This window comes from Pantoea stewartii subsp. stewartii (assembly GCF_008801695.1).
Taxonomy (GTDB): domain Bacteria; phylum Pseudomonadota; class Gammaproteobacteria; order Enterobacterales; family Enterobacteriaceae; genus Pantoea; species Pantoea stewartii.
In genome coordinates this window covers 24,329-48,589 of record NZ_VZPF01000034.1, presented here as the reverse complement: position 1 = coordinate 48,589, position 24,261 = coordinate 24,329, and the positions used below count along the sequence as shown (strand labels likewise).

The following is a 24,261-nucleotide window of genomic DNA, read 5'->3' as shown; positions in this document are numbered from 1 at the left end:
AATGGAGGCGAAGCGCCTCAAGGAGCCATGTCCGGTGTTTCACGCGATAGTGTCCATTAAAAAATGATGGACACTATTTTCCCGGAACCGGAGCCCGCTGCACAGACGGTTTAAATGTGACGCTTACTGCTGACTGGCAGTTACGCGGGCAGCAAAAACGAGTTGTCACTCCGGGCCAGAATGAAAAGTACTATCTTGCCGGTGCGCTGCACAGCGGTACGGGAAAAGTCAGCTACGTTGGTGGAAACAGTAAAGGTTCATCCTTATTTATCAGACTGTTAAAACATCTGAAGGCGACATACCGGCGTGCAAAAACGATTACGCTCATTGTAGATAACTACATCATCCACAAAAGCCGTGAAACGTTGCGCTGGCTGAAAGCAAACCCAAAGTTCAGGGTCATTTACCAGCCGATTTACTCGCCGTGGGTCAATCATGTCGAACGGTTGTGGCAGGCGCTTCATGAGACAATAACCCGAAATCACCAGTGCAGTTCAATGTGGCAACTGTTGAAAAAGGTCCATCACTTTATGAATACCGTCAGCCCATTCCCCGGGGGAAAACATGGGCTGGCTAAAGTGTAGCGGTATTAGGATCAGTTATTTAGCACGGAGAACCAGTCAGAGTGTCCATTAATTGTGCTATTAGCGTTGCGCTTTTTAACACTTCGTTGCGAATATGAAGCATCCTTTGCTTCACACTACCTTTCGCGACAAATAACTGGTCTCCGTTTAACGCTGACTATGCCAGCGTTAACCTGTCTGGGTCATCGCTATAGCTTTTTACGGCCAGTAAACAAGCTGATGAGGAACAGAATAATACCCACCACGAACACGACTTTCGCTGCCCATGCTGCGGTACCGGCCAGGCCACCAAAACCTAATGCAGCGGCGATCAGTGCAATCACCAGAAAAATAATGCCCCAACGAAACATAAGCCTCTCCTTAACCATTTTTAATATTGAACTGCTTGTTTCATCCCAGGATGGGTATTCTTATTTGTGCGGCCCGGACAGAGGCCGCACGGAGTCATGTTAAGACTTGACCTTCAGGTCGTTTTTAACACTTTTTACGCCTTCGATAGCTTTCGCGATGCTCTCGGCACGATCGGACTGCGCCTGGTTCGCCACTTCACCTGAGAGCTGTACCACACCGTCGGTGGTTTCAACTTTCACGTTACGTGAAGGAACCTTGTCATCTGCTAATAGCTTAGCTTTAATTTCGCTGGTTGTGGCAGCGTCACCGGCATAACCTTTCATGGACTGCTTTTTCACGTCTTTTACGTGCAGCTTGTCACTAACGGATTTCACGCCTTCCACTTTCTTCACCACGGCCACGGCTTTTTCCGCCTGGTCTTGTGAAGTCACGAAACCGCTCAGCGTCACAACGCCGTTGTGGGTTTTGACCGAAATATCGGTGCTCTTAATCGAGTCGTCATCCACCAGCGCCGCTTTCGCTTTCGCGGTCACCGCGCTGTCGTCCATAAAGCCACCGACTTTCTTCATTGAGCTGTCGATTTTCGCGCCCGCGCTGTCAGCGGTTTGTGACGCTTTCTGAGACGCGGACTCTTCTGCAAAGACGTTTCCGCTTAACAGTGCGGTACCTACCATTGCAGCCATTAATGTTTTAGTAAGCTTAGTTGTGTGCATCGATATCATCCTTCTATCTGTTAATTCGCCCCAGACTGTGGGCGCAAGAGCAGCAAACAACGCTACTGCGGCACAGGACGCATGGAGAAATAAGTCTCTTTAACCGTCCGATGAAATAAGGATAGTCGGGATTTGGCACTTTGCTCGGGTAATTGGTTGATCGTGCGTCAAAAGCGAGGAAAAAGCGTGTTTTAGGAGGGTTCTGTATCGTGGGAAACCGGGCCATTCCCAGGGAGAATGGCCCTGAAAACGCGATTAGTGCTCGCGGGTTTTGCGGAAAATGACGTCAGGATAGCGCTCCTGAGTGATGTTCAGGTTCACCATTGTTGGGGCGATATAGGTCAGATTATCGCCGCCATCCAGCGCGAGGTTGACCTCGTTTTTACGCTGGAAATCTTCAAATTTTTTGGCGTCTTTGCATTCAACCCAGCGCGCCGTCGACACGTTAATCGCCTCATAGATGGCTTCGACGTTGTATTCGCTCTTCAGGCGCGCCACCACCACGTCAAACTGCAGCACACCGACCGCACCGACAATCAGGTCGTTGTTATGCACCGGGCGGAACACCTGCACTGCACCCTCTTCCGACAGCTGGACTAATCCTTTCAGCAGCTGTTTCTGCTTAAGCGGATCGCGCAGGCGGATACGGCGGAACAGTTCGGGGGCGAAGTTCGGAATCCCGGTAAACTTCATGTTTTCACCCTGCGTAAAGGTGTCGCCGATCTGAATGGTGCCGTGGTTATGCAGGCCGATAATGTCGCCCGGATAGGCTTCTTCCACATGCGAACGGTCGCCCGCCATAAAGGTCAACGCATCCGAAATCACTACATCTTTGCCGGTACGGACCTGACGCAGCTTCATGCCTTTTTCATAACGCCCCGACACGACGCGCATAAAGGCCACGCGGTCACGGTGTTTCGGGTCCATGTTGGCCTGAATTTTAAACACGAAGCCCGTGAATTTCTCTTCTTTGGCTTCAACGGTGCGGGTATCGGTCTGGCGCGGCATAGGGCGCGGCGCCCACGCCACCAGGCCATCCAGCATATGATCTACGCCGAAGTTACCCAGTGCGGTTCCGAAGAACACCGGCGACAGCTGACCGCTGAGAAACGCGTCCAGTTCAAACTCGTGTGATGCGCCCTGCACCAGCTCCAGCTCGTCACGCAGCTGCGAGGCCAGCTCTTCCCCGACGGCCGCATCGAGGTCAGGGTTGTTCAGGCCCTTAACGATGCGGACTTCCTGAATCGTGTGACCTTTACCGGTCTGATACAGGTAGGTTTCGTCCTTGTAGAGATGGTAAACGCCTTTAAACAGCTTGCCGCAGCCAATCGGCCAGGTGATGGGCGCGCAGGCAATTTTTAGCTCACTTTCCACTTCATCCAGCAACTCCATCGGATCGCGGATATCACGGTCAAGTTTGTTCATAAAGGTCAGGATCGGCGTATCGCGCAAACGGGTTACTTCCATCAGCTTACGGGTACGATCCTCGACGCCTTTCGCCGCATCGATCACCATCAGGCAGCAGTCGACCGCCGTCAGCGTACGATAGGTATCCTCGGAGAAGTCTTCGTGCCCCGGTGTATCCAGCAGGTTTACCAGGCTGTCACGATAGGGAAACTGCATAACGGAGGTAGTAATCGAAATACCACGCTGCTTTTCCATCTCCATCCAGTCGGATTTTGCGTGCTGGTTAGAGCCACGGCCTTTTACCGTACCGGCGGTCTGGATAGCCTGTCCGAACAGCAGAACTTTTTCGGTGATGGTGGTTTTACCGGCATCCGGGTGCGAGATGATGGCAAAGGTTCTTCGTTTGGCTACCTCTGCGAGATAGGGGCTCATTGTCATGTTCTTTTATTCCAGTATGTACAACGGTATGTACAAAGAAAAATTCATGCCGCTGATTGTACATTTTGCTGCCGCCTGAGCATAGCAGAACCTGCTGATGGACGTCTCCCACACTTGACACTGTATGAATAACCAGTTAAATAATTGATGTGTATCCAACCAGTATAGGTGTGCCATTATGATTATCGAAATCAGCATCGCTAAAGAGAAGATCGGCAAGATGCCGAAAGGCTCAACCGAAGCATTAAAACAGGAAATGACGCGCCGTGTCAGCCAGCGCTATGAAGATGTAGAGGTCATTGTGAAGTCGGCCAGCAATGATGGTTTGTCAGTCCTCCGCGCTCCAGATAAAGATGAAGCAAAGGCATTTGTGCAGGAAACCTTGCAGGATGCCTGGGAGAATGCGGACGACTGGTTTGTTCAGTAATCACCGTGTAAACTCACCGCCGGCTGGCAGTCATTCAATACTCGCACTATCGAACGATCGCGAGCCAACTGCAGCCCGTTCTTGCATACGACGTGGCTGCAGCTCCTGCTTTATGAAGGTTCTGGCGGCCAGGTAATATCGGGCGCAGTTGAGGTGTCTACCGCTTTCACGGCTTTAACGTAGTTCATCCATTCTATCAAGCTCGCCTTATCCTCATCGCTGATGATCCCCAGCGTCAGCTCAGTTTTCCAGTCACTCGTCACTACAGCTGCCTGTTCGAGCAACGCCTGCTTATGCTGGTTCGCTGCTTCCACATCTGCGGCGTGCTGAGCATCGGTATCCGTTACCCACTTCTCTCCATCCCATTTATCGTACGGTCCGGAGGGCGCAAGGCTGGTGTAACCATCTTTAACGGGGCCAATATAGTCAACTGTGCTTTCTTCTCCGGTGTCGGTCGAGTACACGGTGTCACCACGATGATCTTCTTTCTGCGTCCATGCCCCATCAGTGAATACAGCGACTTCCCCGGATACCTCGTCACCCGGATCTTTATTAGTTGAATCCCCGGGCATACTCACGCCGATGTTAATATATTCATCGGACCAGCCGGTATATTCAGAGGTCACCGCATCGTAATAAAAGCAACGAATGTCACCCGGTTCTGTTGCCAGGCCGTTTTCATCAAAAACTGGTTTCATTATTTTGCCCTTACCAGAAAGTTAAATGCGATGTTACGTGGACGGTTTTCAGACGCAGTTGGAACCTGTGTAGAAGCATCAAATTTGATGCCGAGATTCCCATTGATAACTGAACTTTGGGCTGTTGTAGCACCTCGGCCGCCGCCGTTTAATACCTGAGGTGACATGGCGCCGCTATAGTTTGCATTAGCAAGCCAGCCAAAACCCGAATCGGTCTGTAAGGACATGGCTGACGTCCCGGTAATATTTCGAATAGCATCCCCCTGCGCACTCATCAACGCTCGCCCACTATCAACGCCGCGTCCGTCATCCCAGATACGTAAAAATTCACCGCGGGATTCAGTCAGAGCTAACCCCGGAAAAACTAGCGCCAGTTTCGGATAGGTTGTTGCCGAGAACGTCGCACCGTTGAACTTGAGGAATACCATGTCAGTCCACTCGGGCATCACGGTATTGGGCATTGCCGAGGACGGCCAGAAGAACGGAATACCAATAGCAGGCGCTCCTGCTCCCAAGCGGAGGTTCGCCATAAGCGCGTTAGTGAACTTAGTCACCAGACCGTTAACATCAGCGTTATCCAACGCATCCACGCCGGAGTTCGCGATAAACTGGCCCACCATCGCAGCGATAGTGGTCGACTGGCGAATCGCCTTGTTCACCTGGGCGCTGGATGCCTTCCCTGAAGTAAAGCCAGACAGCAGCGCCGGGAGCGATTCCCAGTCAGTCTGCGATGTGACGTTAGCATTAGGATCAACCGCGAACGCCTTAAAGTTGTTTGTTGCCATCAGAGTAATACCCCCCAAGCGCCGTCATCAAATCCGGCGATGTATTCGTTATCCATATCAAACCCAAAGAATTTAGAGCCTTCAGATGGTGTTTCTATCGAAGGCGTCTCAACATCACCGGCCCATACGCCAGCGGCTTTAACAGTGAGATAGCCCTGCTTGATAGCGGCAATCAGTTCGAGCGACACATCAGCAATATCTGTCTCGGGGAATACCCAGACAGAAATCGTCATATCCTGGTTATCGACGATCTGCATCTTCAGACCGGAGCCGTCCGTCGCAGCGTCAAGAATCGGCGGTAGCGAGTCGTTCCGTCCGTCCCAGTTGTTGATAGCGATTTTCGCCTTGAGAATGATTCGGTAGGTATCATCGCTAAGTGACGTATAACCCGAATCCGGGTCATACGGCCCCTGCCAGACGCCCTGGTCATATCCAAGCCCGTCAGTATCCCAGCTGAAATAGACACCGGTGATCGGCTGGCTGACGATGCGACTACGTCCGATCCAAAGCCCCAGCGTATCGAGCTGGACGCCGACGGCCGTATCAATATCGAAAGCAGGGATAAAGCTACCCATGCTTTTGGAAATATCGATAAGCGGTCGGGTACTCAGGTCAACATGATCAAAGAATTTGGGCTTGGTCGCGTGGTAGTTGGTGATCCTGTCCGTATATTTGCTCATGACGTCACCGTGAGAGCGATATTTTCGGTCTTGCAGGACGCTGATTCGTCATAGCTGATATCAACGTTCGCCGCAGCAACCGAGCCGGAAGATTTACCGATCAGCAGTTCGGTAATATCGTAAAAGCGTGCGTTGCCACCACTCACCACGCCGAGGTTCGCCGGGGAGTAAATTCGGCTCAGCAGCACCGAATCACCGATTGTCAGCCCGTTGATGTAATCCGCTACAGCCTGCTGAATCTGCGTACCAATTTGTGACGTGTAACCGGTGAAGGCTTTCAGCGTGATATGCCCGTAAATCGGCACATCAGTTGACCGTGAAAAGCCGACATCATGAGGATTCCCGTATTTATCCGGCACCGTGACAATAGTTTTCCCGTAGGGAGTGGTCCCTTGCCCCTTATTTCCCCTGATCGCCTGGGCTATTTCGGTTGCATCACCGCCATCGACAATGGCGGAAATAGAGTGTGGCGGTAGCCCGTTGCTGTCCGTTGTGCCCTTATCGTTTTCATATAGCTTGTGACGTGTCACGCCAGCAACATTGGCAATTGCACCGTCGACAGCTTCAAACGGAGTGATGGATGGAAGTGCGACACTCTGCCCCTGCCGGAGACGCAATTGCGTGTCGTTTTCCGCAGGTTCACCAACTGTGGCCGCTGTTGGGTTAGTTACCGATGTCCAGCCACGGGTCGGCGTGTTAATGGTGGTGATTGTCCCGGCCAGCGCCGCCACTGCGCCAGAGTTAGCACATGTCGCCGTTACCGTAAGAGTACCATCTACACCAATTGAAACAGTGACCGGAAGGTTCCAGATCACATTATTGCTATCCTTAACCGATCCGTTCGTGATGGTCGTCCCGGCGGTCCCGGCCAGCAGTAAATCAACGGTTGAATTCGTCGCAGCTTTGCGCGCGATACCGTTAATTTTCACATTGCTGGTTAGCGCGCTGCGCATCGCTGTGGCCGGGGAAAAACTGTTATAGACAGTAATGGCGGTGTTGTTGGCATCGTGAATCGACAAAGCCATAAGAGACACTACCTGACCGTCCTTGCTGTCCGGGTCAATGTACACATCAGTACCGTAAATCTGCTGAAAAAAGCTCGTCAGGGTATCGAGTATCGTCTGGTAATCGGGCGCACTAATACCCTCAGCGGTTACCGTTGCCGATAAGCCGAGTGTGTCCAAATTGAGGGCCATTTATGCCTCGCTGGTTACTGTCGTTGTTCCGTAGATAGTGTCGACTGAAGCTGTGAACTCAACGCGGCGCGTCGTGGTGTTCACTGTCGTATTAAAAGAGAGGATGGACTTCACACCCCGCGTTTCGAGGATGCGTTGGCGGATCGCCAGATTGTAGGTTTCCGGCTTTTGCTTGCCGAGCACGGATTGGATCCACGGCGTTCCTGCCGTCGTATCGAGGAACCATTCGCCATACCACAATTCGAATCGCGTTTTTATCGCCTGTGCCACAGCCTCTGGCGAGTTAATCAGCCAGGTATCATCGCCACTGCCAAAGGTATAATCGCCGTCGGCATCTTCACGCCGGTATCGCATGTTTTAACCTCCCAGCGGCGCGGTATTGCTGCCGCCGCTCTGTACGCCACCGTGCTTGTGTTTATCGACGATAGAACCATCCACCAACTGCAGGCGTCCGTCAGGCAGTATTTTCAGCCCATTCAGGTCGAAGCCTCCCGGCGCGGTACCGGTTATCGCCCCGCTTGAAGGATTAAGGCTGAGTTTGGTACTGCCATCGTCGCTACGCAGCTCCACGGCGCTGGTGCTGATATCGCCGATTTTCTGCGCCTGCGACTGTGGTCCGACAATGCAGAACGCATCCGATAAATCATGCACCCTATCGTCGACGGGCTCCTGCACTCCGCTACTCTGCCACCAGAAATCAATGCAGCGGTCCGCAAAGATCACCAGGCATTCATCCCCAGCTTTTACCGGAAAGGTGAGCGTACAGCCGCCGCCGCGTGGAAATACCACCGGCACGTCCACCAGCAACGGGTAGTTTTTCGTGATGCGGTTCCCGTCGTTGTCGGTTTCAACCGACCGGATAGCAGGCTGCACAACCGCCGTTATAGCGTCCGAGTCGAACGACTGGACGATGCCAGGCATGGCGACACGGATCTGGTTCTTTGTGGTTTCCCGCTCAGATTTGAGGGTTTCGGCAAGATCGCCGCTTCGGGTCTGGTCAGATACTGCCATTTGGTAGGCTCCAGAAAGCAAAAAACCCGCCGAGTGGCGGGTCTGCTATTAATTACTATGTCTAATTACCGTTTTCCGATAACACTATTCTGCATTCATCTTTCTTTAAGCCAGAAAGTGATTGCCCGCTATCAGAAAAAGAAAAACCACAGTCCGATGCAATTTGGCGTAATGCTATTTCACCATAGCTATCACCCTGCTCTTTCATCAGTTCATCGCCATAATTCACATCATGTCCAGAAGAAACGGCATCAATCGAGGCATTGGACGTTGCTCTGTCAGCTATCTCTCGCTTGATAATAAAATTGTCATTTAACGCAGGGTGTTGATGAAAAAAATCATCAAGCGTTCCGGCTGATGCTTGAATGCTAATGATGCACCACAATGCAAATAATCGTTTCACTCGCTTACCTTCTTGCACGGAAACGATCCGATGATTTTCGGCGCATCCATGCTGTTCTGCAGTAGCTGGACGTTCAGGAACGCTTTCCCATTGCGCTTAACGAACTCAAAACCGTAATTGTTACCATCACGTGCTGGCATCAATCCCATGTCCATTTTCATGTTTGCGTAGTCACCGTCTTTCCCCAGAAATTTAACTTTCTGCGATGTTACGGTTTCTCCGTTAATTTTGGTCATTCCCTCGCCGGTCATTGTGTACCCACCACACTGAATGGCAGCCATAACCGGAGTAGTCGCCATGAAAACTAACGCCAAACATAAACGTTTCATCAGAGCCCTTTTTCCCTCGCAGCGGAGGAAGTCAAATCAGCCGCGCCACGCGCTTCACACATCATGTCCATGTACCACGCCTGGCCCCTCGTGTCGCCAGTGTACATAATCCCGCGCACAATATAAACGCCATCCGTCGCGATGCTGGCAGGCTGCGCCGTAGTGCCGCTGAGCATGATATTGCCGTCAATATTCTGGTCGGTGATCTGGCCGCCCGCCATCGCGATATCGTTGTTCGACAGCGCGGTACGGAATACCGAAGCCTGATCCAACTGGATGAGCCCGTTAACCCGAATGTTAGGGTTAATCAGCGCGCGAACGTTCACCCCGTTACCGATGGTCTGCTGTGGCATGCCGATCAGTCCGGTGGCACTGTTGAGCACAATCGCATCATGAACATACTCGTTATTCGACACCATCTGCCGCTGACCGTCCACGAACTGCCAGGTTGCGCCGCATTGCCCGGCCACGTTATCCATCAGGTGCCGGGTCATGCCAAACAGCACCCGCCCCCGAGGGAATACGGTAACGGGCATTTCTGGTGTCAGGCCTTCGGTCGCACCTTTGGCCTCGAAGTCTTTCATCAGCGCGCGGTTGACATCAGCAACCGTGTAACCGGCTGCCAGCGTCTGCGAGGTTATGCTGGTGGCAAAAGCTAGATCCGTATCCGCCGCCTGAATCAGGACGTAAGAGTCAATAGGATTGTCCTTGCCGGTCACCGAGTAGCGAATTTCACCGCTGAATATCAGCCCGTAGTTGCGGCCATCACTCTGGCCCACGTCCGCAGCGTCAACTTCCCGCGCCGTTCCGACGCTGCTGGCCGACACATCTGGTGCGATGCCGTCATATCCCGCAATTAGTCGGACCTTAGAAAACTCCTGCCCGGTAATGCGGTTCACCGTATCAGCCGACAGGTTGTAAATTTTGAAAGTTCCCACGCGGGAAGCGCTGCTGATATTGAACCAGTCGATCGTGAAGGTCACTTTAAAATCGCTAAGCTCGATACCCTGCCCGTTCTCGTCTACGAGCTGCAGCTCGAAATGTCTCATCCAGTTCTGTGACATGCTTACTCCGTTGATACCAGTAAATGACTGCGGCTACCTAGGTCGGTTTTCGTCGGATAATCCTGTGTGCTGTCGTCGCAGACCACCACCAGCTTAAAGCCCAGCCTCATATAGCCATACTGCGCCAGCAGGTCAGCGCCAGTGACAAGGGGAATGCCGGAGATAACCGACTCCCCTCTGTCGTTCTGCAGGTCCATAATCCAGTACAGATCGCGCCAGTTGATATTGATCCGCCAGGTAGCGCCTGCGATGTTGATACTGAACTGCTGGTTATCCGCCGTCAGCGGTATTTCCTGAATCGCCATTAGCCGAGTCCCAGCAATGAAACCGCATTATCCTTAAGACTTTTCAGTAGAGAGGTATTTGGCGGTTTCGTGGTTTTGGTGCCGGTATTCAGCACCGCCGAGGTGCTTACCCCCTCTTTCATATCCGTTTTATCCGCCACGCTGATTTGCTGCGTCTGGGATATGAGAACTTCGCGCAGGGTGAGGACGGCGGAAAGAACGTTTTCGGTCGTCTTATCCGTAGTAACCTCCAGCGCGCGGATCAACATGTTGCTATACAGCCGCTTGCCGGTCACCACATCGAAGGGAATACGGCTGGCCTGCAGGTTCAGTATCTCCTGATACGTCTCCTGCGGACTCAAGCCGAGCAGCCCGGTAGCGGTCAGATTACTGGCAAAATCCAGTAGAGAACCACCACCAGCAAAACCAACCTCCATCGTTACTTCAGACGGTTTTTTATAGGCGTGATCAGCTACTGCGGCCCCGACTTCCACCGGGTGTTCTGTGATTTCCAGCGTGTCGCTGTGCTTTTCGGAAACAACGACGCTCGGCACAATCATTCCGATTTTCCGGGACTGCTGGTGAAACAGAGTTGAGAGAATGTCCATTATCCCACCTTAGTCTGGTTACCGCGCATCACCTGGGCATTGGACGACTGTTGCCGGCGTTCGACTTCATTACCAACCGCCCGGGCGTCACCGCCACCATAAATGTGATACGTGTTCTGCTGGTTCACTTCTGGCGCTCTACCATACCCCGGCATATTGCTCATCACTTTAGGGATGTAGTTGCGGGTTTCCTGAGGCATGAGGGCCATCCCGTGCTTTTGTACATTCCCGATCCCCCAGTTGTAGGACGCTAACGCCTTACTCAGGTCGCCACCATTCGCCTGCAGTAACTGAGCCAGATATTTCGCAGCAGCCTGCGCTGATTTCTCTGGGTCGAAAACATCGTTCCCGCGTAGCCCCATGTCACGCGCAGTGCCATCCATGAACTGAAATAGCCCCTTAGCACCAGCTCCGGACGTTGCAAATTGATTGCCACCCGATTCCGTGATCGCAACGCTTTTCAGTAGTCCTGCAGGAAGTTGATAAAGAGCCTCCAGCCTGTTGAGCGTAGGGCCCATCCAGTCAAGAAGCACTTTACCCTGAGCGGTCGCCTGCGGTCGCTTCACTGACTGGGCGTGTTGCTCCGGTTCAGCGCCTGGAATATCTGACTGAATATTAGCGCCATGCACGGTATTGGGATTGCGTCCGAAATCGGTATCAAACCCCATCCAGCGGAGTGCATCACCGATGTTGCCTTTGGTGTAGTCCAACGATGATTTAGCGCTGTCTTTGATGTTTTCCTTATCAGAGACAAGGTATCCGGCATATAGTCCCCACAGCTTGAGCCACGGAGGAATCGGTAGCCCGACGATTTTGCCGAACGCCCCGAGTACCTTGCTTACCCATGCACCCGCAACGTAACCAGCAAATATTTCCAGTGCTGCTTTCCAGCCGCCAATGTCATCCTTCAGGCCAATAAACTTATCCTTAATCCATGACATAGCTTTTTTCAGCTTCTCGATGGTGGGTTCCCATTTAGCCCAGTCAATGAGGCTGTTGCCGCCTTCCTTCCAGGTTTTATAGTCCTCCCACAGAAGACCGATCGCGACTGCCAGCCCTGTTATCAGACCTATGGGCGACATCCAGAAAGTACTGTTCAGAATACGCAACGCAATCGTCAGCGCGCCAAACAGGGCAATAAGTTGTTTCGTCGATTTATCAAGCGATCCCCACCAGTTAATCAGGTCGGAAGCTCCCTCAATAAGCCGGAAAAACAGCCGCCCGATAATATCGCCGAGCGCCAGAATGCCTTTTATGGCTTTCGTCAGGGTCTGCTCGATGCGTGGGAAATTGTCCAGAATATGACGGCGCAGGGTGTCCAGAGAGCCAGCCAGCCCACTAGCAAGGTTAGAGCCGATTTTATCCCTAGCCATACTTGCCATCTCGCCGAGTGAACGGAGGGACGTCATAAATTTATTCGACGCAACGGCAGCCTGATCAGGATTAAAACCCATAGCCTTTTTCATGGCGCTGTATTCGCCAAGATAGCCGTTTAACCCTCGGCGCATTGCCATCAGGGTATTTTCATCGATGCCCAGCATCTGCGCGTATTGGTTCGCCCGGGGATACGACATGCTGCTGAGCTTCTGGCCGACACCTGTGAAGATGGCAGACATATCGCGCATGTTGCCTTTGGCATCACGGGTCTGAACACCCAGGCGATTCAGGAAGCCTTCGGCCCCCGGGTTATTACGTACGAATCGCGCTAGGCTTTCCAGTGAGCTTTTCGCCGCGTCCGCGCTACCGCCTACCTGTGAAACGGCATAGCTAATCGACTTAATGCCCTGCACCGTCGCGCCGGTGCGTTGCGATGCCCAGTAGAGATTATCCAGACCAGAGGCAATCTTCGCGGTATAGGCCACCACGGACAGCGCCGCACCCTCGACCGCCAGCCCCATTTTTATCGCGTTGGACGTTACACCGCCGAGAATGGCGTTAAATTTCCGCGCCCCGGCTTCGTCAACGCTGAAGCCCAGAGAGACAAGAAACTCTTTAATCGTCTCAGCGTTCATTGTCTTCTCTCCATTTATCGATACGCCGCTGGTTATCGGCTTTCACAGCCAAGTGGTCATTCATCAGCGCGATATCGCACAGATCGACAGATCCATCTTTGAGCGCATTGAAGGGTATTAACCCGGCATCAACCGGGTCAAGGAGATATGACAGCCCGTCAGGCAGGCTGTTTAGCGTGAGACTTAGGGTTGGTCCGCCGTCTCGCTGGTAGGGAGTTCGGGCAAAAAATTTCCCAGCGAATCGGCGACCACCCGCGCCACCAGCTGCAGCATCGTGAAAAGGTCGATATCATCGAATGCGAGAACGCCCTGACTGAACACCGGCGTCCAGCCGTTCATGTGCTTGCGCGCCACTACCGCGAGGCAGGGGTAAATAATCGCGTTGGTGTCTTCTTCAGTGAGCGCGGAAAGCTCCTCGGCGATGCGCGGCAGCACCCTTTCAAAAACAGGCCCCATCTGACTGAGGTCCACATTTTCCAGATTGCCCAGCCGGACATTGCGGGGTAACAGCGCCCGAATGCTGCCGAAATCAGCCATCATCCCGGCCAGCACCGGCAGCAATTTGCGGGTAACCTTCAACTGGTCGAAAACGCTGAGTTTCGCCAGGCGATAATCCTGGCCTTTGATCGTAAATTCCATCCGTTAAAACTCCCCGAGAACCTGGTCAATTTTGCCGCAGTCAAATACCCACGCCATCGTGTTACCGTCTTTAGCGTTGGCGTTATCCGGCTGCTTCTGGAATGCCACACTGCGCGCCGTTGTAATATCACCGCTCACCGAGTTACGGATCACGATGACGTTATTTCCCCAGGTGGCGGAAGACATGCTTTGCGCGTTGTAGGCCAGCGACAGCTTTTTGTTCGTCGGTGACGTTTTCAGCAGGTTGACGGTGATCGTCCCGGACTTGTCTGCATGCAGACTCTGCATCGGTTCGCCGTCGGCACCGATAGTCATGGTGTTCTTCGGCCCGCTCATCGCAACGGTGATCCCTTCCTCAGAGTTAGCCGAGCCGTAGCCCAGCTCAATTTTCCCGGTCGGGCCAGTCAGCGATGCGGACACATCCATAAAAGAGTAAGTAGCCATTATCGCTCCTTAGCGTACGACTGTGATTGCTACAGAGCCGTAATGAACGGCACCGGCCAGTTTTGCGGCCACCTGAATGGGCACGCCTTTACGCGCTTCACGGTCCGCCTGCAGCTGGTCATCCACGCGCGGTGCATAGATGTAATAGCCTTTGGTCAGGGTGTCGCCGGTATTCAGTTGCCCAATCGGACCACCTGTCCATTTACCCGGGGCGAATAACCCGTTGGTAACGGCCTGATCCAGTACCAGCTCAATGTTCGCAATACGGGTAGTGGTACCAGCATCGGTCTGCGGGATTTTGGTCGTGCTGGTGTAGAGGGTGTTGTAGTCCGCCGTCTGGACGGTGTTCTGCAACCAGTCGAGGCCGTGGCGTTCGTCGAAGAAGTCGCCGTTCGCCATAACACCCTGCTCCAGAATGGCGGTATCGTTCTCGTAGTACACGTACACGTTGCAGTTCTTCGCCTCCAATGCGTTGGCCTGAGAGGTGCCAATCGTTTCGTACGTGACGCCAGGCTCCTGCTTGAACTTCAGGGTGATAGTGGTATTGCTGCCATTGAAGTCCACAGTGAAGGCGCGGGCGAAAGCAGACAATGCCGCGTAGCGGCTGGTGGACGAATACTGAATGAACGTGCGGCTGTACTTCGCCGCTTTCAGCTTCGACGCCAGATCGGTATCGTCAGACGAACTGAGAATACTTTCTTCAGCCGTGGTGATCGCAAAGATACGTGACACCGTGGCCGCTTCAATCGCTGCGCTGATCGGAATAATGTCCGCATCATCCGGATAATCAACCTCAGGTACTGCCAGATGCAGGCCATACCAGGAGTTGTAATCCATCAGCGCGTTAACAGCTTCCAGTAGCGTTTCGGTGGTGCCAGACTCGGCAGAGGTCAGGGAATCAACCCAGCGACCGACATAAACCAGCGTGGGCTGTGGTTGCTGAGAGAACCAGATAATAGCGGCCTGGTATTCTTCACTGTCGATCCCAAAATCATCACCAATATCATCCGGCGCGGAATAGGCGCGCAGGCGTTCGCTGACAGGGATAACGGTTGAGTTGCCCAGGATAAGCATCGAGCCGAAGTTACGCCCTTGCGCAGCTTTGGCCGAAAGCGTCACGGTGGTATTCGCAACGCGGTTTAACGGCAAACCTTTCGCCATGATTAATCTCCGGTGGAAATCGCGACGTTGCCGTCAACGATGGATTTAACGTTGTATGCCCGGATGTTTTTCCGGTTGAGGGTGACGGTAAGGTCGTAGCGCCTCACCCACTGGTTGTTAATGAGTTCGGGCAGGTTGTAGATAGTCCCGGCGTCGAGTAGCGACAGGCCGACGCGGTTCAGTTCAGCGTTGTTTTGCTCAACAAAAATGCCAGCCCGGAAAGTGGAGGCGGTTCCGGATCCTAGCGGCCCGTAAAAACTGCAAATCACCGTGACCTTTTCCCACGTCCACTGCTCGGACTCTTCTTCCGACACCTGAACATTCGCCTGGCTCAGCGGTTGCGGAATGGTGGTAATGCCGAAACCGCACCAGGTCACACCGTTCTTCGGGATAAGCGGCTGAGGGTCGGTCCAGCGAGAGAACACCGCTTTCGCTGGCAGTCCTGAAACGCCACGGATCCAGCGGCTGATTTCCCGCTCCAGTTCCTCGTCATACTTCGGGTTTTCCCCGACTGGCGTCAGGTAGCCGCGCGTGGTGCTGTCGTTACTCAACTGGTGCCCCTCCGTCGAAATCCATCAACTCACAATGGGCCTGCACAAAACCGGCACCGTAGCGGGTATACGGGTCAACGAACGTTACGCGGTATTCGCGGCCACAGTACGTCACCACATCCGCATCCAGCTGGGGGCTGGTATCCGTTTCTGGCTGCCCCTGCGTCAGCCGGAACTGCGTCACGATCAGGATTGCACCGTTGATGTTCTGCCCGGCAGTCATGCGTTTGGCTTCGAGAGAGCGGTCAACGGTCACAACTCCGATAAACGGGATATCCTGCGGGGTATTGGTCGGGAAATTATCGCTGTCGACCGTCTGTATCTGCCGGTGGCAAACCAGAGTGTCATCAGCGAAATCAGGATCGAGAAGAACCTCGCTCACGTCGAGAAATGGCATTATTTCGACCTCACGATGTAGTTAATGGAGCGCAACAGATAGCCACGAGCCCAAAGGGGCTTGTCATCAATAATCGGGGGTTTTGATGCCCGACGACGTTTAATGGTTGTCTCAGAAAGGGCCTGTAGTTGGTCGCCTGAGCTGATAACCGCTTTCGACGCATCACGCGCGATCTGTCCGGCGCTTTCCAGTTCACGCAGGGCCGCATCCTGTTTTCCGTCCAGAGCTGCAATAGCCGCCGCTTTCAGGTGCTCTGTGGTGCGGGGCTTCGCATTCTCGATCCCCATATCCAAAAACGGGCGCGGTGGTAGCGTGACGGTGGTTCCGTCGATTTCAATCGTCGCCCCAGTCGACTGCAGGTAGCCGATTTCGGCATTATTAAGCTTTGAGCCATCTTCACGAGATGCGCTATCTGCCGGAATGCCCACCAGCACATCCATGCCGGAAAGCTGCCGCAGGGATTCCAGCACCGCAACAGAGTTATCCGTCGTCACTGTCAGTCCGCTTTTCACAGAAGTTGTCTCCCCCCCGCGCCGAACATCGACCACCACCAGTAGAACTCGCGCCCGTAGGCGGTGTTGTTCCAGAACCCGGCATCAGGGTTGATAACGCCGGTGGTGTCGTAGCTCACCGACACTTTGTCCACCGATTTGGAGGACACAACACCCGCAGAACCGTTACTGTTCACGCCGCCGGCACTTGCCGCAGAAAGTGTTTTCCCACGCAGCTCCGTATAGTGAGCGGTGAAGAGTTCAGCCAGGTAGACGAACTGATCGCCGAGCACGTCCTGATTCAGAAGCGTGTCCGCCTGCCCCAGATAGAAATTTACAGAGGGATCGGGATAACGGGTTGTGTCGGAAAACTCAGGAAAGTCGGTGCGGAACTGCTCGTTAGTTGGAAGCCTGCTGTTTTTTGGCATCTTTCGCGTCCCCACCGGTTTTATCGGTTTTGTCCGTGGTGTCAGCAGGTTTACCGGCTGCGGCCACCAGCTGCGTTTTCAGGCTGGTGATTTCGTTCCCCTGGTCGGTGATGGTCTTTTCATGGGCCACCAGCTGCGCTTTCAGGGTGTTATTTTCCTGCGCCAGCAATACCAGGCTTGCGGCGAGGTCTTCGGCGTTCTGCTCGTTCGCCAGTTCTGACTCGTCCAGCGGTTTGGCGTAGGCTTTGAAAGCCCAGTGCTTCTTCACTTCCGCCGGGAAGGTCGAACCGTCATGAATACCCTGGGAAAGTTCAAATTTAGTGCCGTCTTCAAAGCTGAGCGTCGCGCCACCAGAAACAACGTATTTCATGTTTTTACTCCACAAAAAAGGCGGGTTGCCCCGCCTGATTTCAGGTTAAGACGCCGGAACGTCCAGGTAAGAGATCGTATTGGAATACGGCGCTTCCACCTGCCCCAGCTTGCCGTAATAAACGGACAGCTGCTGCATACCGCGATATTCCAGCGGCGTGTTCAGCAGCGGCACCATCGGGAAGCGAACGTACTGTTCGTCCTGGGTGTAAGCCACGATGCGGTGAGAGCCACCAGCACCACGTTTTGACGCCCATTTCATGGAGACGATATCGAGCGGTTCGCCGTTTTCCTGATAGGCGATGCAGTTAATCTTCACGTACTCCAGTACGGAAATATTACCGGCGGAGGATACTTTCTTGGTGGTCAGCAGCCCGAACAGCTCAGGAGCCAGACCGATTTTTGCCGGGCAGACGGCATAACCAGAGCGAACCCATACATCGGTCAGCAGCAGGTTTATATCCTGCAAAATCACATCTGGATCGGTGGTTGCCTTCCATGCGGCCGCTGCTGCCAGCGGAGTAATATCCGGCAGGTTAAGCAGGCCAGCGACGCCCAGAACCTCATCACCGATATACACCTGCTCATCGGTATCCATGTTCCATTTCATTTTCATTGCCGTGTATTTCTGCACGTCAATCGGGCGGCCAAGCTGCTGAGCGGAAGCCAGCTCCAGAACAGTCCATGACACCTCGGAGGCCCACGGGGTCAGGTTGTTACGGGTTGGGGTAATATCGAGTTCTGGCCCCGGCGTAGCAGTCCCCTTTTTGCCCATCCAGTTTTTACCTGTCGGGTTAGGACCGCCAACGCTGGCGAAATCGGTATTGGTGAAGGAAGACACTTCATCGGCGATGGAAATATCGCTGCGCAGCGGCATGTCACGGCTCCATTTTACGGAGACCAGCGGCATGTTCAGCGTCTGATCCATGCGCTCCAGCTCACCGACCAGGAACGCGCCGGTGGAGTCGATAGTCGCTCTGTCAACAGTAAACATTCAATGTTCCTCAGATGTTATATGCAATTTCGATACGGCCATCGGCTTCACCCGGGCCCATAACCTCTGCATTCGTCAGCTGAGGCGTGTTTGTGGCGGTGGAATCCGGCGACAGCACAAACGAACCAACAGGGCTCGGTGTGGTGCCACCAGCAACGCGGACGTACACCGGATCCCCTTTTTTTGCCGCTGTCGCGTTGCCTGCGGTGACTTTCACGCAGATGTAGCCACGTTTGAGGTTGTCGCCGACCTGATTAGCCTCCACGCCGATATAGGCGAGGTCAGCCGCTGAGGTGATAGGGAACGGGCGAACCAGAATCCCTTTCACCTTGTCGATGGTGTCGCCGGACTCCAGCGGAACGAACTGATCGTTCACGTATTTGCCCGGGAGGCCATAAGAGGCGAATTGTTTGGTGTGATCGAGGACCACCGGTTCAATGGTGAGATCACGCGGACGAGTCACAGCACCGGCAATGCCAATAGGCATCCGGGTTGTATATGCAGTACCAGCCATGTCGATTTACCTTATTTGCGTTTGGCCCAGAAGTCGGCGTTGATCTTGTTCAGCTCAGCCGGGGAGAGGTGTTTGGTATTTGGCGCGCCATCGGTGGTACGGGTACCGTTATTCAGCGGGGCCAGATGATTTTTCGCCTTGTTCAGCGCTACTGCTGCTGTGAACACCGCGTCAACGGTCGCTTTTGGCGCTTTGCTGAAGTCGCTCACATTGAACGATTTCAGGCTATCACCAGTGCGCATGGCGTGGTTCAGTACCTGACGCTTCAGGCCTTTGTCGCCATTCGGCTGGAAGCCAGGGCAGATGATTTCCGCATCGGCAATCAGGTTGCGCTTAAATGCTGCATCACCTGTGACTTTTCGGTCTTCTTCTGCGTCTTCGTCAGTGGTCATGTTGTCCGGGTTTGGTTCGCCATCGCCGGTCTTTTTCTCCAGCGTTTCGATACGGGCAATAAGCGCTTTCGCCCAGGCAGGAGCCTCTTCATCAGCAGTCTGCTCTTTCTTCGGATCTGCCGTTCCCGGCGTGTTATCCGTAGTGGTGCGTTCCGCTTCCGGGAGCGCCGTCGCCTGTGACGGGAGGTTAATGTTGATGGTCGAGCCAGGGATACCACCCATAGCATCAGACGGCAGATCAGCCGCCTCATCCACCAGCTTCGCCAGCGCATCGTCATCACGCGTGCGGATAGCTGTCAAAATCCGCTGCATTAACGTTGGTTGTTTCATCGTTCTTCCTTTGGGTGATGGGGTGGAATCCCCGATTGCACAGCGGCCACCAGCTCGCCCACGGTCAATGCCGACGGCCAGATGATTGCCAGTGATTTGATATTGCTTGCCCTTGCCGGGAGCCAGCTGCTTGTACTGCGCGTCATAACCACAGCTGACATCGGTCAGCCCAGAGGTCACCGCGTCGATTGCCTCCTGCCGCTTAATCAGCACGTCAGCAATAAGCAGATCTGATTTATCACCGGTGCCGCGCCGGACGTTCTGAATGTGTCCGTGGGCCAGCTCAGAAAAATTGGACGGGTTAACGAAAACGATGTTGCCCAGGCTATCCTCTGGATGCCCCAGCGTGACGGCCACACCTTCGAAGCTCGCCATCGTCTCCGGTGAAAACACCTCGTCTTCCATGCGCCAGACAGTAACGGTACCGCTGGCGTCCGGTTCAAGGTCGATTTCCTCAGGTAAATAAACCTGTGTGCCTGTTCGGGCTATTGGCACGTCTTTGCACAGCAGTGAACCATCCGGCTGCAGATAGCGCGTCTCGCCCAGGCGTGTGGTGAAGAAATATTTCATGGGTTACCTGCTCGATTACGGGCAACAAAAAAGGCCGCTCAGTGCGCGACCTTGTAGGATGGGAAAAATGTTCAAAATAACGGGCTATTTAACATAAGGGTTCTTACACGTACTGCGAAAAATGGACTCGATTAAAATGTCCCTCTTAAGCCGTAAAAGTCGCGGTTATCGGGCCTGAAAATGGAGATTTTCAAATACAACATTTTCATAACATTTCGCGGATATTGCCGTTCGCATGGAATACCTGCTCAAATCCGTATTTTTCATTTTCTCGGTGGTGGAATCTGCACTTCAGGCCAGCATTCGCAGTTCGGCAGACAGCCAGCGTGACCGGTCATACCATCCAGCGTCGGCGGGTTATCCCAGCGCACAAATTTATCCTTCATGCCTCGATGAGATTTGCGCGTGCCAGCGCCGTGGATGCGCCACCAGTAACCCTCTGAACCGACCGACAGCGCGCGGGCCTGTGTCAGCGCGCCAGTGGCGCGGCCAATCTCCGTACGAGCAATCAGCTGCGCCCGGCTGGCGGCCACATCACCAGACTCCATAATCATCTCGTAAAGCTGATCCGGACGCTCACCACTGACAACCGCCTGCAGAGCACGCTGTTGAATCTCCATCACGCGATCTGACGCTTCAAGTGGAAGGGATTTCATCAGCTGGATCTGGCGAAATACAATGTCCTGCGCCACCGCGCCGACGGGCGTATTGCCCACCACATCACGCAGACCAGCACCGATTTCTTCAGATACCGATTTCCACTGATCCCACTCTTCCCGCTCGACCTGGGCGAACATTTTGGTCGCCACCATTTCAGCCCACGGCGTCAATATCTCGGCGTAGTCCAGCAGGATTTTTGAAACGTTGTCAGCGCTTTCCTGTGAACCATCGTAAGAACCATCGACGATTTGCCCGATTTGGTTCGCTATCGCCAACAGGCTTTTGCGGTACTGAATTTCCGAGCGGCGGCGCTGGGATGGCTTCAGGTTCATCCTCCTGCCACTGGGTCTTCGCATCTTCGATATCCTCGTCGGTGATAGAACCACCGATGCCAATCACCTCGGACAAATTACGGAGGTCGTTTAGTGCTGCTGCAGGTGGCATGTCCAGTTCACGAACGGCTGTCGCCAGTGCAGTCGTGACGTTATTCGCCATCGTCGCGCGGTCGGTGTCTGACATTTCCCAGAGCTTGTTAAACTCAAAGTTGAAGTCGTCTGGCAATGGCTGCCCGAAGAGAGAACGCCACGAAATATCCATCAGCCAGCGAATGTGGCGACGGAGGCGGCGCTCCTGCAATGAGTTCACGCGGCTGTAGTAGTTCTCCAGATCACCGTCGCCAGTACTGAACCCGGCGGGAGACTGGCCGAACAGACGGACAAGAGGGATGCCGGTTGCGCCGGATACCTGTTCAGCGAAGCGCAGCAGAACATCGGCGATACCCGCAAACGAATAACTGTGCGTCTCGAACTTATCGGAGGCATCCATAATGGTCATGCCTTCGATGGTCTGATATTCGCGGATCATGTCCATATGCTTCATCAGCGCTTTTTCGAGGTCGCCGCCGGTGGCAAGAATATTCCTCAGTTTTTCGATGCTGTAGGTACGCAGGTGCGCTTTGTGGATCAGTTGTGTGGTGCCGACGGTCGCAGTATCAAACGCCTCAATACGCTCGAAAATGCGCTCAACCACCGACATTCCCCAGCCGTTCTCCGTCTGGGCCTGCTGGAAAGGTAACGAATCACCCTCCATGCGAATCAGACGTGAGTGGTGAATCTTCCAGGGCGGAATACCCTGCTGATTGGTGATCACCTTATAGAATTTCGGCTTACCGAACTCGGGACCGTAATCAGTCACAAGGTCGTAATAGCTCGGGTTGACCATCCAGCGGTCAAGGGTCATTACCCCTTTAAACTGGCCTTCTTTAATACGGTCCAGCTTCAGGGGCGTGGACATATCCTGCCCCTCAATAAGCACCACCATCAGCGCGCCACCGTAGAGGCGTGACCACTTCAGGGTGTCGTTGAGCCCATCCCAGATGGCGAGATCATCCCAGAAAGTGTCTACCTTGCCCTTTTGCCCCGGCTCAAGCTTCGAGGTGATCGACACGCCTTTGCGTGTCATGTCGTCCGCCATCGAGTCAACGCCAGCGCCAACGAGGAAAGACGAACGATAGGCGAACTCCAGCATCACCCTGTTACGGGTGATGTAGCCTGGCATGTAAGTGCCGCCGGTCTGGATGTTCCTGGTGTTATTGCCAAGGTTGGCTCTGAAATTATTGTACCCGTCAGCAGTCGCAACGGGCTTTTGTGCGCCGTTCTGGCGTTTCTTTCGGGACATGTCACGCTCCGGCCAGTTTGGCCCAAACATCAAGAGAGGAGTCCATCGGCGCGTAATTAATCATTACGGCGTCCGCAAGGTTCGGTGATTTAGTGCCGTCCGGCTGTTTGTCGACGAGGATCTTCCCGACGGCATTTTTCGACCATGTGGGCTGTGAAAGCTCCATCAGCAGGCGGTCTTTGTTCTCCATCTCGCCGCTTATCGAAATGATTTCGTCAGGGTTGTAATCCATCCCATTCAGCGCGCGAAAGGTGTTACGAAACAGCTTGCGAAGATGCCACCAGCTCTGCGCTTTTGCGTTCGCAAAGAAATCTTTATTCAGACGCGCCGCTTTCCCGTTATCGCCGGGAACCGCTTCATCGTCAGGATCGAACACGCTGCCGCTACCACGGAAAGGCGTGGCCGTTATCGTCGCCCGCCCCTCAGCCTGCCTGTGCTCGTTTATCACGCGGGCATCGCCACGCGCGCCAGCGCCCAGGCCATCTTCATCGAACCGGAATTCATCCAGCCCGTAGTCGTCACAGAAACCAAACGATTTAACGACGGAGGCGTAAATGTCGCTCCCCTCGCCGGACCACTCGTGGACGTTCTGCAGGAGGAAGCCATAGCGGGCAGAAAAGCCGTTTTTGTCTTTCCCTTCGTCCGCAATATCCATTGCGCCGAGGCGCTGGCCGCTGGGCTGAATACCCAACTTGATGTGCGCATCGACGGCAGCCTGCACCCATTCGGAAGGGATCAGGATGCCCTCTGCCGATGCGCTGTAGTTCAGGTCCAGTTCTTGGGCAACGATGACCGGGTTATCAATCTTCAGGCATTCTTTGCTGTACCATTCATCGTCCTTACGCGGGTCGCTGCGCCAATGGAAGGTAAACACAGGGATTTTTCCGCTGTGTCGCTTCTGGGCGAACGGATTGTTCATGCCGTTGACCGATGAGAGGTCTATACGGCAGCGCGTGGTCTGGGAAAGTGCAGCATCAATGAGCAACGGACGCGGCAGGAAAGCCGCCTCATCGACAAAGTACATAGTGGTTCTGTCACCACGACCGATATTATCGCCAGCCTCGCCGGTGATAACTGCGCCGCTGTCGGGAAACTCAACCCGCATATACGGCGCGTGCTTCTTCTCGTTCCAGCTGCCGCGAAATTCTGCCGGCAGCAGTTCAACAAATTTTCGTGCCTTCCAGAACAGCGCTTTCGGGCTGCCGGTGCTGTCCACGTACTCTTCTTTACGGGAGCCAAAGCCAATGACCATTTCCCGGTTAAACAGGCAAAGTGAACAGGCCATGCCGATCGAGGTCCAGCTGAGCCCCATCTCACGGCTTTTCTCGGTAATACCGTTCTCCAGGTTACCGCGTCGGTCCATTATCCAGTGGATCCACTCTTCCTGTTTCGGGAACAGCAAAAACGGGATGGATACCGGGAGCCCGTAGTCGAGGTTGCGCGGGTCCGTTGTCATGCCCCAGTCGATAATGAACTGCGCCGGATTATCGCGGTAGAACTGCCGAAGCGCCGGAAGGACCTCTGGGTTCTGGCGAATGCGCTGCAAACGCTCCATCCGCCACTCGAAGACCTGTGTGTAATCAGGCTTTTTGAAATCGAAGGGGAACGGGATTGGCACAGATAAATTCCTTAAAATCGGCCCTATTTAACATAA

Annotated in this window: 31 protein-coding genes and 1 pseudogene; 2 read left to right on the top strand and 30 right to left on the bottom strand. The window is 54.0% G+C overall.

Features of this window, described 5'->3' with window-relative positions; translation table 11 throughout:
* Nucleotides 1-110: 110 nt before the first annotated feature.
* Nucleotides 111-584 (top strand): annotated as a pseudogene (locus F7Q90_RS11995) (IS630 family transposase); the annotation flags it as partial.
* A gap of 188 nt (nt 585-772) precedes the next feature.
* Here the strand turns inward: F7Q90_RS11995 and F7Q90_RS11990 are convergent.
* The 3 genes from F7Q90_RS11990 to prfC all read right to left on the bottom strand — a co-directional run bounded on the left by F7Q90_RS11990 (nt 773) and on the right by prfC (nt 3,493).
* Nucleotides 773-934: a DUF1328 domain-containing protein gene (locus F7Q90_RS11990; protein WP_003848537.1), complete on the bottom strand. Its 162-nt coding sequence runs from the start codon at nt 932-934 to the stop codon at nt 773-775.
* A 99-nt stretch (nt 935-1,033) separates the two neighbouring features.
* Complete coding sequence (gene osmY, locus F7Q90_RS11985) at nt 1,034-1,648, bottom strand: molecular chaperone OsmY (RefSeq protein WP_006117598.1); 615 nt, start codon at nt 1,646-1,648, stop codon at nt 1,034-1,036.
* Nucleotides 1,649-1,903: 255 nt separating this feature from the next.
* Nucleotides 1,904-3,493: a peptide chain release factor 3 gene (gene prfC, locus F7Q90_RS11980; protein ID WP_151161004.1), complete on the bottom strand. Its 1,590-nt coding sequence runs from the start codon at nt 3,491-3,493 to the stop codon at nt 1,904-1,906.
* 178 nt (nt 3,494-3,671) lie between these two features.
* Here prfC and F7Q90_RS11970 point away from each other — a divergent pair, with 178 nt between their 5' ends.
* Nucleotides 3,672-3,920, top strand: coding sequence for a DinI-like family protein (locus F7Q90_RS11970; protein ID WP_151161000.1), 249 nt, complete (start codon nt 3,672-3,674; stop codon nt 3,918-3,920).
* 110 nt (nt 3,921-4,030) lie between these two features.
* Here F7Q90_RS11970 and F7Q90_RS11965 read toward each other — a convergent pair whose 3' ends face one another.
* The 27 genes from F7Q90_RS11965 to F7Q90_RS11835 form a co-directional block, all read right to left on the bottom strand.
* Nucleotides 4,031-4,618, bottom strand: a complete 588-nt coding sequence (locus F7Q90_RS11965) for a tail fiber assembly protein (protein ID WP_151160998.1) — start codon at nt 4,616-4,618, stop codon at nt 4,031-4,033.
* Nucleotides 4,618-5,403, bottom strand: a complete 786-nt coding sequence (locus F7Q90_RS11960) for a phage tail protein (protein WP_151160994.1) — start codon at nt 5,401-5,403, stop codon at nt 4,618-4,620. Before F7Q90_RS11960 ends, F7Q90_RS11965 begins: the two co-directional genes overlap by 1 nt.
* Entirely contained in the window at nt 5,403-6,083 is a 681-nt protein-coding gene (locus F7Q90_RS11955; protein WP_151160992.1) for a DUF2612 domain-containing protein, read from the bottom strand. Before F7Q90_RS11955 ends, F7Q90_RS11960 begins: the two co-directional genes overlap by 1 nt.
* Nucleotides 6,080-7,279, bottom strand: a complete 1,200-nt coding sequence (locus F7Q90_RS11950; protein WP_151160989.1) for a baseplate J/gp47 family protein — start codon at nt 7,277-7,279, stop codon at nt 6,080-6,082. Before F7Q90_RS11950 ends, F7Q90_RS11955 begins: the two co-directional genes overlap by 4 nt.
* On the bottom strand, nt 7,280-7,633 hold the full coding sequence (locus F7Q90_RS11945; RefSeq protein ID WP_151160987.1) for a hypothetical protein: 354 nt from the start codon (nt 7,631-7,633) through the stop codon (nt 7,280-7,282). It lies immediately after the preceding gene.
* 3 nt (nt 7,634-7,636) lie between these two features.
* Nucleotides 7,637-8,290, bottom strand: a complete 654-nt coding sequence (locus F7Q90_RS11940) for a Gp138 family membrane-puncturing spike protein (protein ID WP_151160985.1) — start codon at nt 8,288-8,290, stop codon at nt 7,637-7,639.
* 61 nt (nt 8,291-8,351) lie between these two features.
* Entirely contained in the window at nt 8,352-8,693 is a 342-nt protein-coding gene (locus F7Q90_RS11935; protein WP_151160983.1) for a hypothetical protein, read from the bottom strand.
* Nucleotides 8,690-9,022 carry a hypothetical protein gene (locus tag F7Q90_RS11930; RefSeq protein WP_151160981.1) on the bottom strand — a complete coding sequence of 111 codons (333 nt, stop codon included), beginning with the start codon at nt 9,020-9,022 and terminating at the stop codon, nt 8,690-8,692. The genes F7Q90_RS11935 and F7Q90_RS11930 overlap by 4 nt, the downstream gene beginning before the upstream one ends.
* On the bottom strand, nt 9,022-10,086 hold the full coding sequence (locus tag F7Q90_RS11925) for a hypothetical protein (protein ID WP_151160979.1): 1,065 nt from the start codon (nt 10,084-10,086) through the stop codon (nt 9,022-9,024). Before F7Q90_RS11925 ends, F7Q90_RS11930 begins: the two co-directional genes overlap by 1 nt.
* Before the next feature lie 2 nt (nt 10,087-10,088).
* Nucleotides 10,089-10,391, bottom strand: a complete 303-nt coding sequence (locus F7Q90_RS11920) for a phage baseplate plug family protein (RefSeq protein ID WP_151160977.1) — start codon at nt 10,389-10,391, stop codon at nt 10,089-10,091.
* On the bottom strand, nt 10,391-10,978 hold the full coding sequence (locus tag F7Q90_RS11915; protein ID WP_151160975.1) for a phage baseplate protein: 588 nt from the start codon (nt 10,976-10,978) through the stop codon (nt 10,391-10,393). The genes F7Q90_RS11920 and F7Q90_RS11915 overlap by 1 nt, the downstream gene beginning before the upstream one ends.
* Entirely contained in the window at nt 10,978-12,990 is a 2,013-nt protein-coding gene (locus F7Q90_RS11910) for a transglycosylase SLT domain-containing protein (protein WP_151160973.1), read from the bottom strand. The genes F7Q90_RS11915 and F7Q90_RS11910 overlap by 1 nt, the downstream gene beginning before the upstream one ends.
* On the bottom strand, nt 12,980-13,156 hold the full coding sequence (locus tag F7Q90_RS27195) for a DUF6889 family protein (protein ID WP_135494931.1): 177 nt from the start codon (nt 13,154-13,156) through the stop codon (nt 12,980-12,982). The genes F7Q90_RS11910 and F7Q90_RS27195 overlap by 11 nt, the downstream gene beginning before the upstream one ends.
* A 17-nt stretch (nt 13,157-13,173) precedes the next feature.
* Nucleotides 13,174-13,629 carry a phage tail assembly chaperone gene (locus F7Q90_RS11900; RefSeq protein WP_151160971.1) on the bottom strand — a complete coding sequence of 152 codons (456 nt, stop codon included), beginning with the start codon at nt 13,627-13,629 and terminating at the stop codon, nt 13,174-13,176.
* A gap of 3 nt (nt 13,630-13,632) precedes the next feature.
* Entirely contained in the window at nt 13,633-14,073 is a 441-nt protein-coding gene (locus tag F7Q90_RS11895) for a DUF3277 family protein (protein WP_135494887.1), read from the bottom strand.
* Between the two features lie 9 nt (nt 14,074-14,082).
* Nucleotides 14,083-15,234, bottom strand: a complete 1,152-nt coding sequence (locus F7Q90_RS11890) for a DUF3383 family protein (protein ID WP_151160969.1) — start codon at nt 15,232-15,234, stop codon at nt 14,083-14,085.
* A gap of 2 nt (nt 15,235-15,236) precedes the next feature.
* A complete protein-coding gene (locus F7Q90_RS11885) occupies nt 15,237-15,785 on the bottom strand; it encodes a phage neck terminator protein (protein WP_151160967.1) in 549 nt (182 codons plus the stop codon).
* Nucleotides 15,778-16,182: a head-tail adaptor gene (locus F7Q90_RS11880; RefSeq protein ID WP_151160965.1), complete on the bottom strand. Its 405-nt coding sequence runs from the start codon at nt 16,180-16,182 to the stop codon at nt 15,778-15,780. The genes F7Q90_RS11885 and F7Q90_RS11880 overlap by 8 nt, the downstream gene beginning before the upstream one ends.
* Nucleotides 16,182-16,694, bottom strand: a complete 513-nt coding sequence (locus F7Q90_RS11875; RefSeq protein WP_151160963.1) for a hypothetical protein — start codon at nt 16,692-16,694, stop codon at nt 16,182-16,184. The genes F7Q90_RS11880 and F7Q90_RS11875 overlap by 1 nt, the downstream gene beginning before the upstream one ends.
* Nucleotides 16,691-17,101 (bottom strand): DUF4054 domain-containing protein, encoded by a 411-nt coding sequence (locus tag F7Q90_RS11870; RefSeq protein ID WP_151160961.1) that lies wholly within the window; start codon nt 17,099-17,101, stop codon nt 16,691-16,693. Before F7Q90_RS11870 ends, F7Q90_RS11875 begins: the two co-directional genes overlap by 4 nt.
* On the bottom strand, nt 17,073-17,471 hold the full coding sequence (locus F7Q90_RS11865; RefSeq protein WP_151160959.1) for an STY1053 family phage-associated protein: 399 nt from the start codon (nt 17,469-17,471) through the stop codon (nt 17,073-17,075). Before F7Q90_RS11865 ends, F7Q90_RS11870 begins: the two co-directional genes overlap by 29 nt.
* A 45-nt stretch (nt 17,472-17,516) precedes the next feature.
* Nucleotides 17,517-18,464, bottom strand: coding sequence for a DUF2184 domain-containing protein (locus F7Q90_RS11860; RefSeq protein ID WP_151160957.1), 948 nt, complete (start codon nt 18,462-18,464; stop codon nt 17,517-17,519).
* Between the two features lie 10 nt (nt 18,465-18,474).
* Entirely contained in the window at nt 18,475-18,978 is a 504-nt protein-coding gene (locus F7Q90_RS11855) for a structural cement protein Gp24 (protein ID WP_151160955.1), read from the bottom strand.
* A gap of 11 nt (nt 18,979-18,989) precedes the next feature.
* On the bottom strand, nt 18,990-20,270 hold the full coding sequence (locus tag F7Q90_RS11850; RefSeq protein ID WP_151160953.1) for a DUF2213 domain-containing protein: 1,281 nt from the start codon (nt 20,268-20,270) through the stop codon (nt 18,990-18,992).
* A gap of 263 nt (nt 20,271-20,533) precedes the next feature.
* Nucleotides 20,534-21,067, bottom strand: coding sequence for a phage head morphogenesis protein (locus tag F7Q90_RS11845; protein WP_151161010.1), 534 nt, complete (start codon nt 21,065-21,067; stop codon nt 20,534-20,536).
* Nucleotides 21,068-21,137: 70 nt separating this feature from the next.
* The gene (locus F7Q90_RS11840; protein WP_151160951.1) at nt 21,138-22,607 is read right to left on the bottom strand and encodes a DUF1073 domain-containing protein; all 1,470 of its coding nucleotides are present in this window, start codon (nt 22,605-22,607) and stop codon (nt 21,138-21,140) included.
* 1 nt (nt 22,608) lies between these two features.
* Entirely contained in the window at nt 22,609-24,225 is a 1,617-nt protein-coding gene (locus F7Q90_RS11835; protein WP_151160949.1) for a TerL protein, read from the bottom strand.
* Between the last annotated feature and the right edge of the window lie 36 nt (nt 24,226-24,261).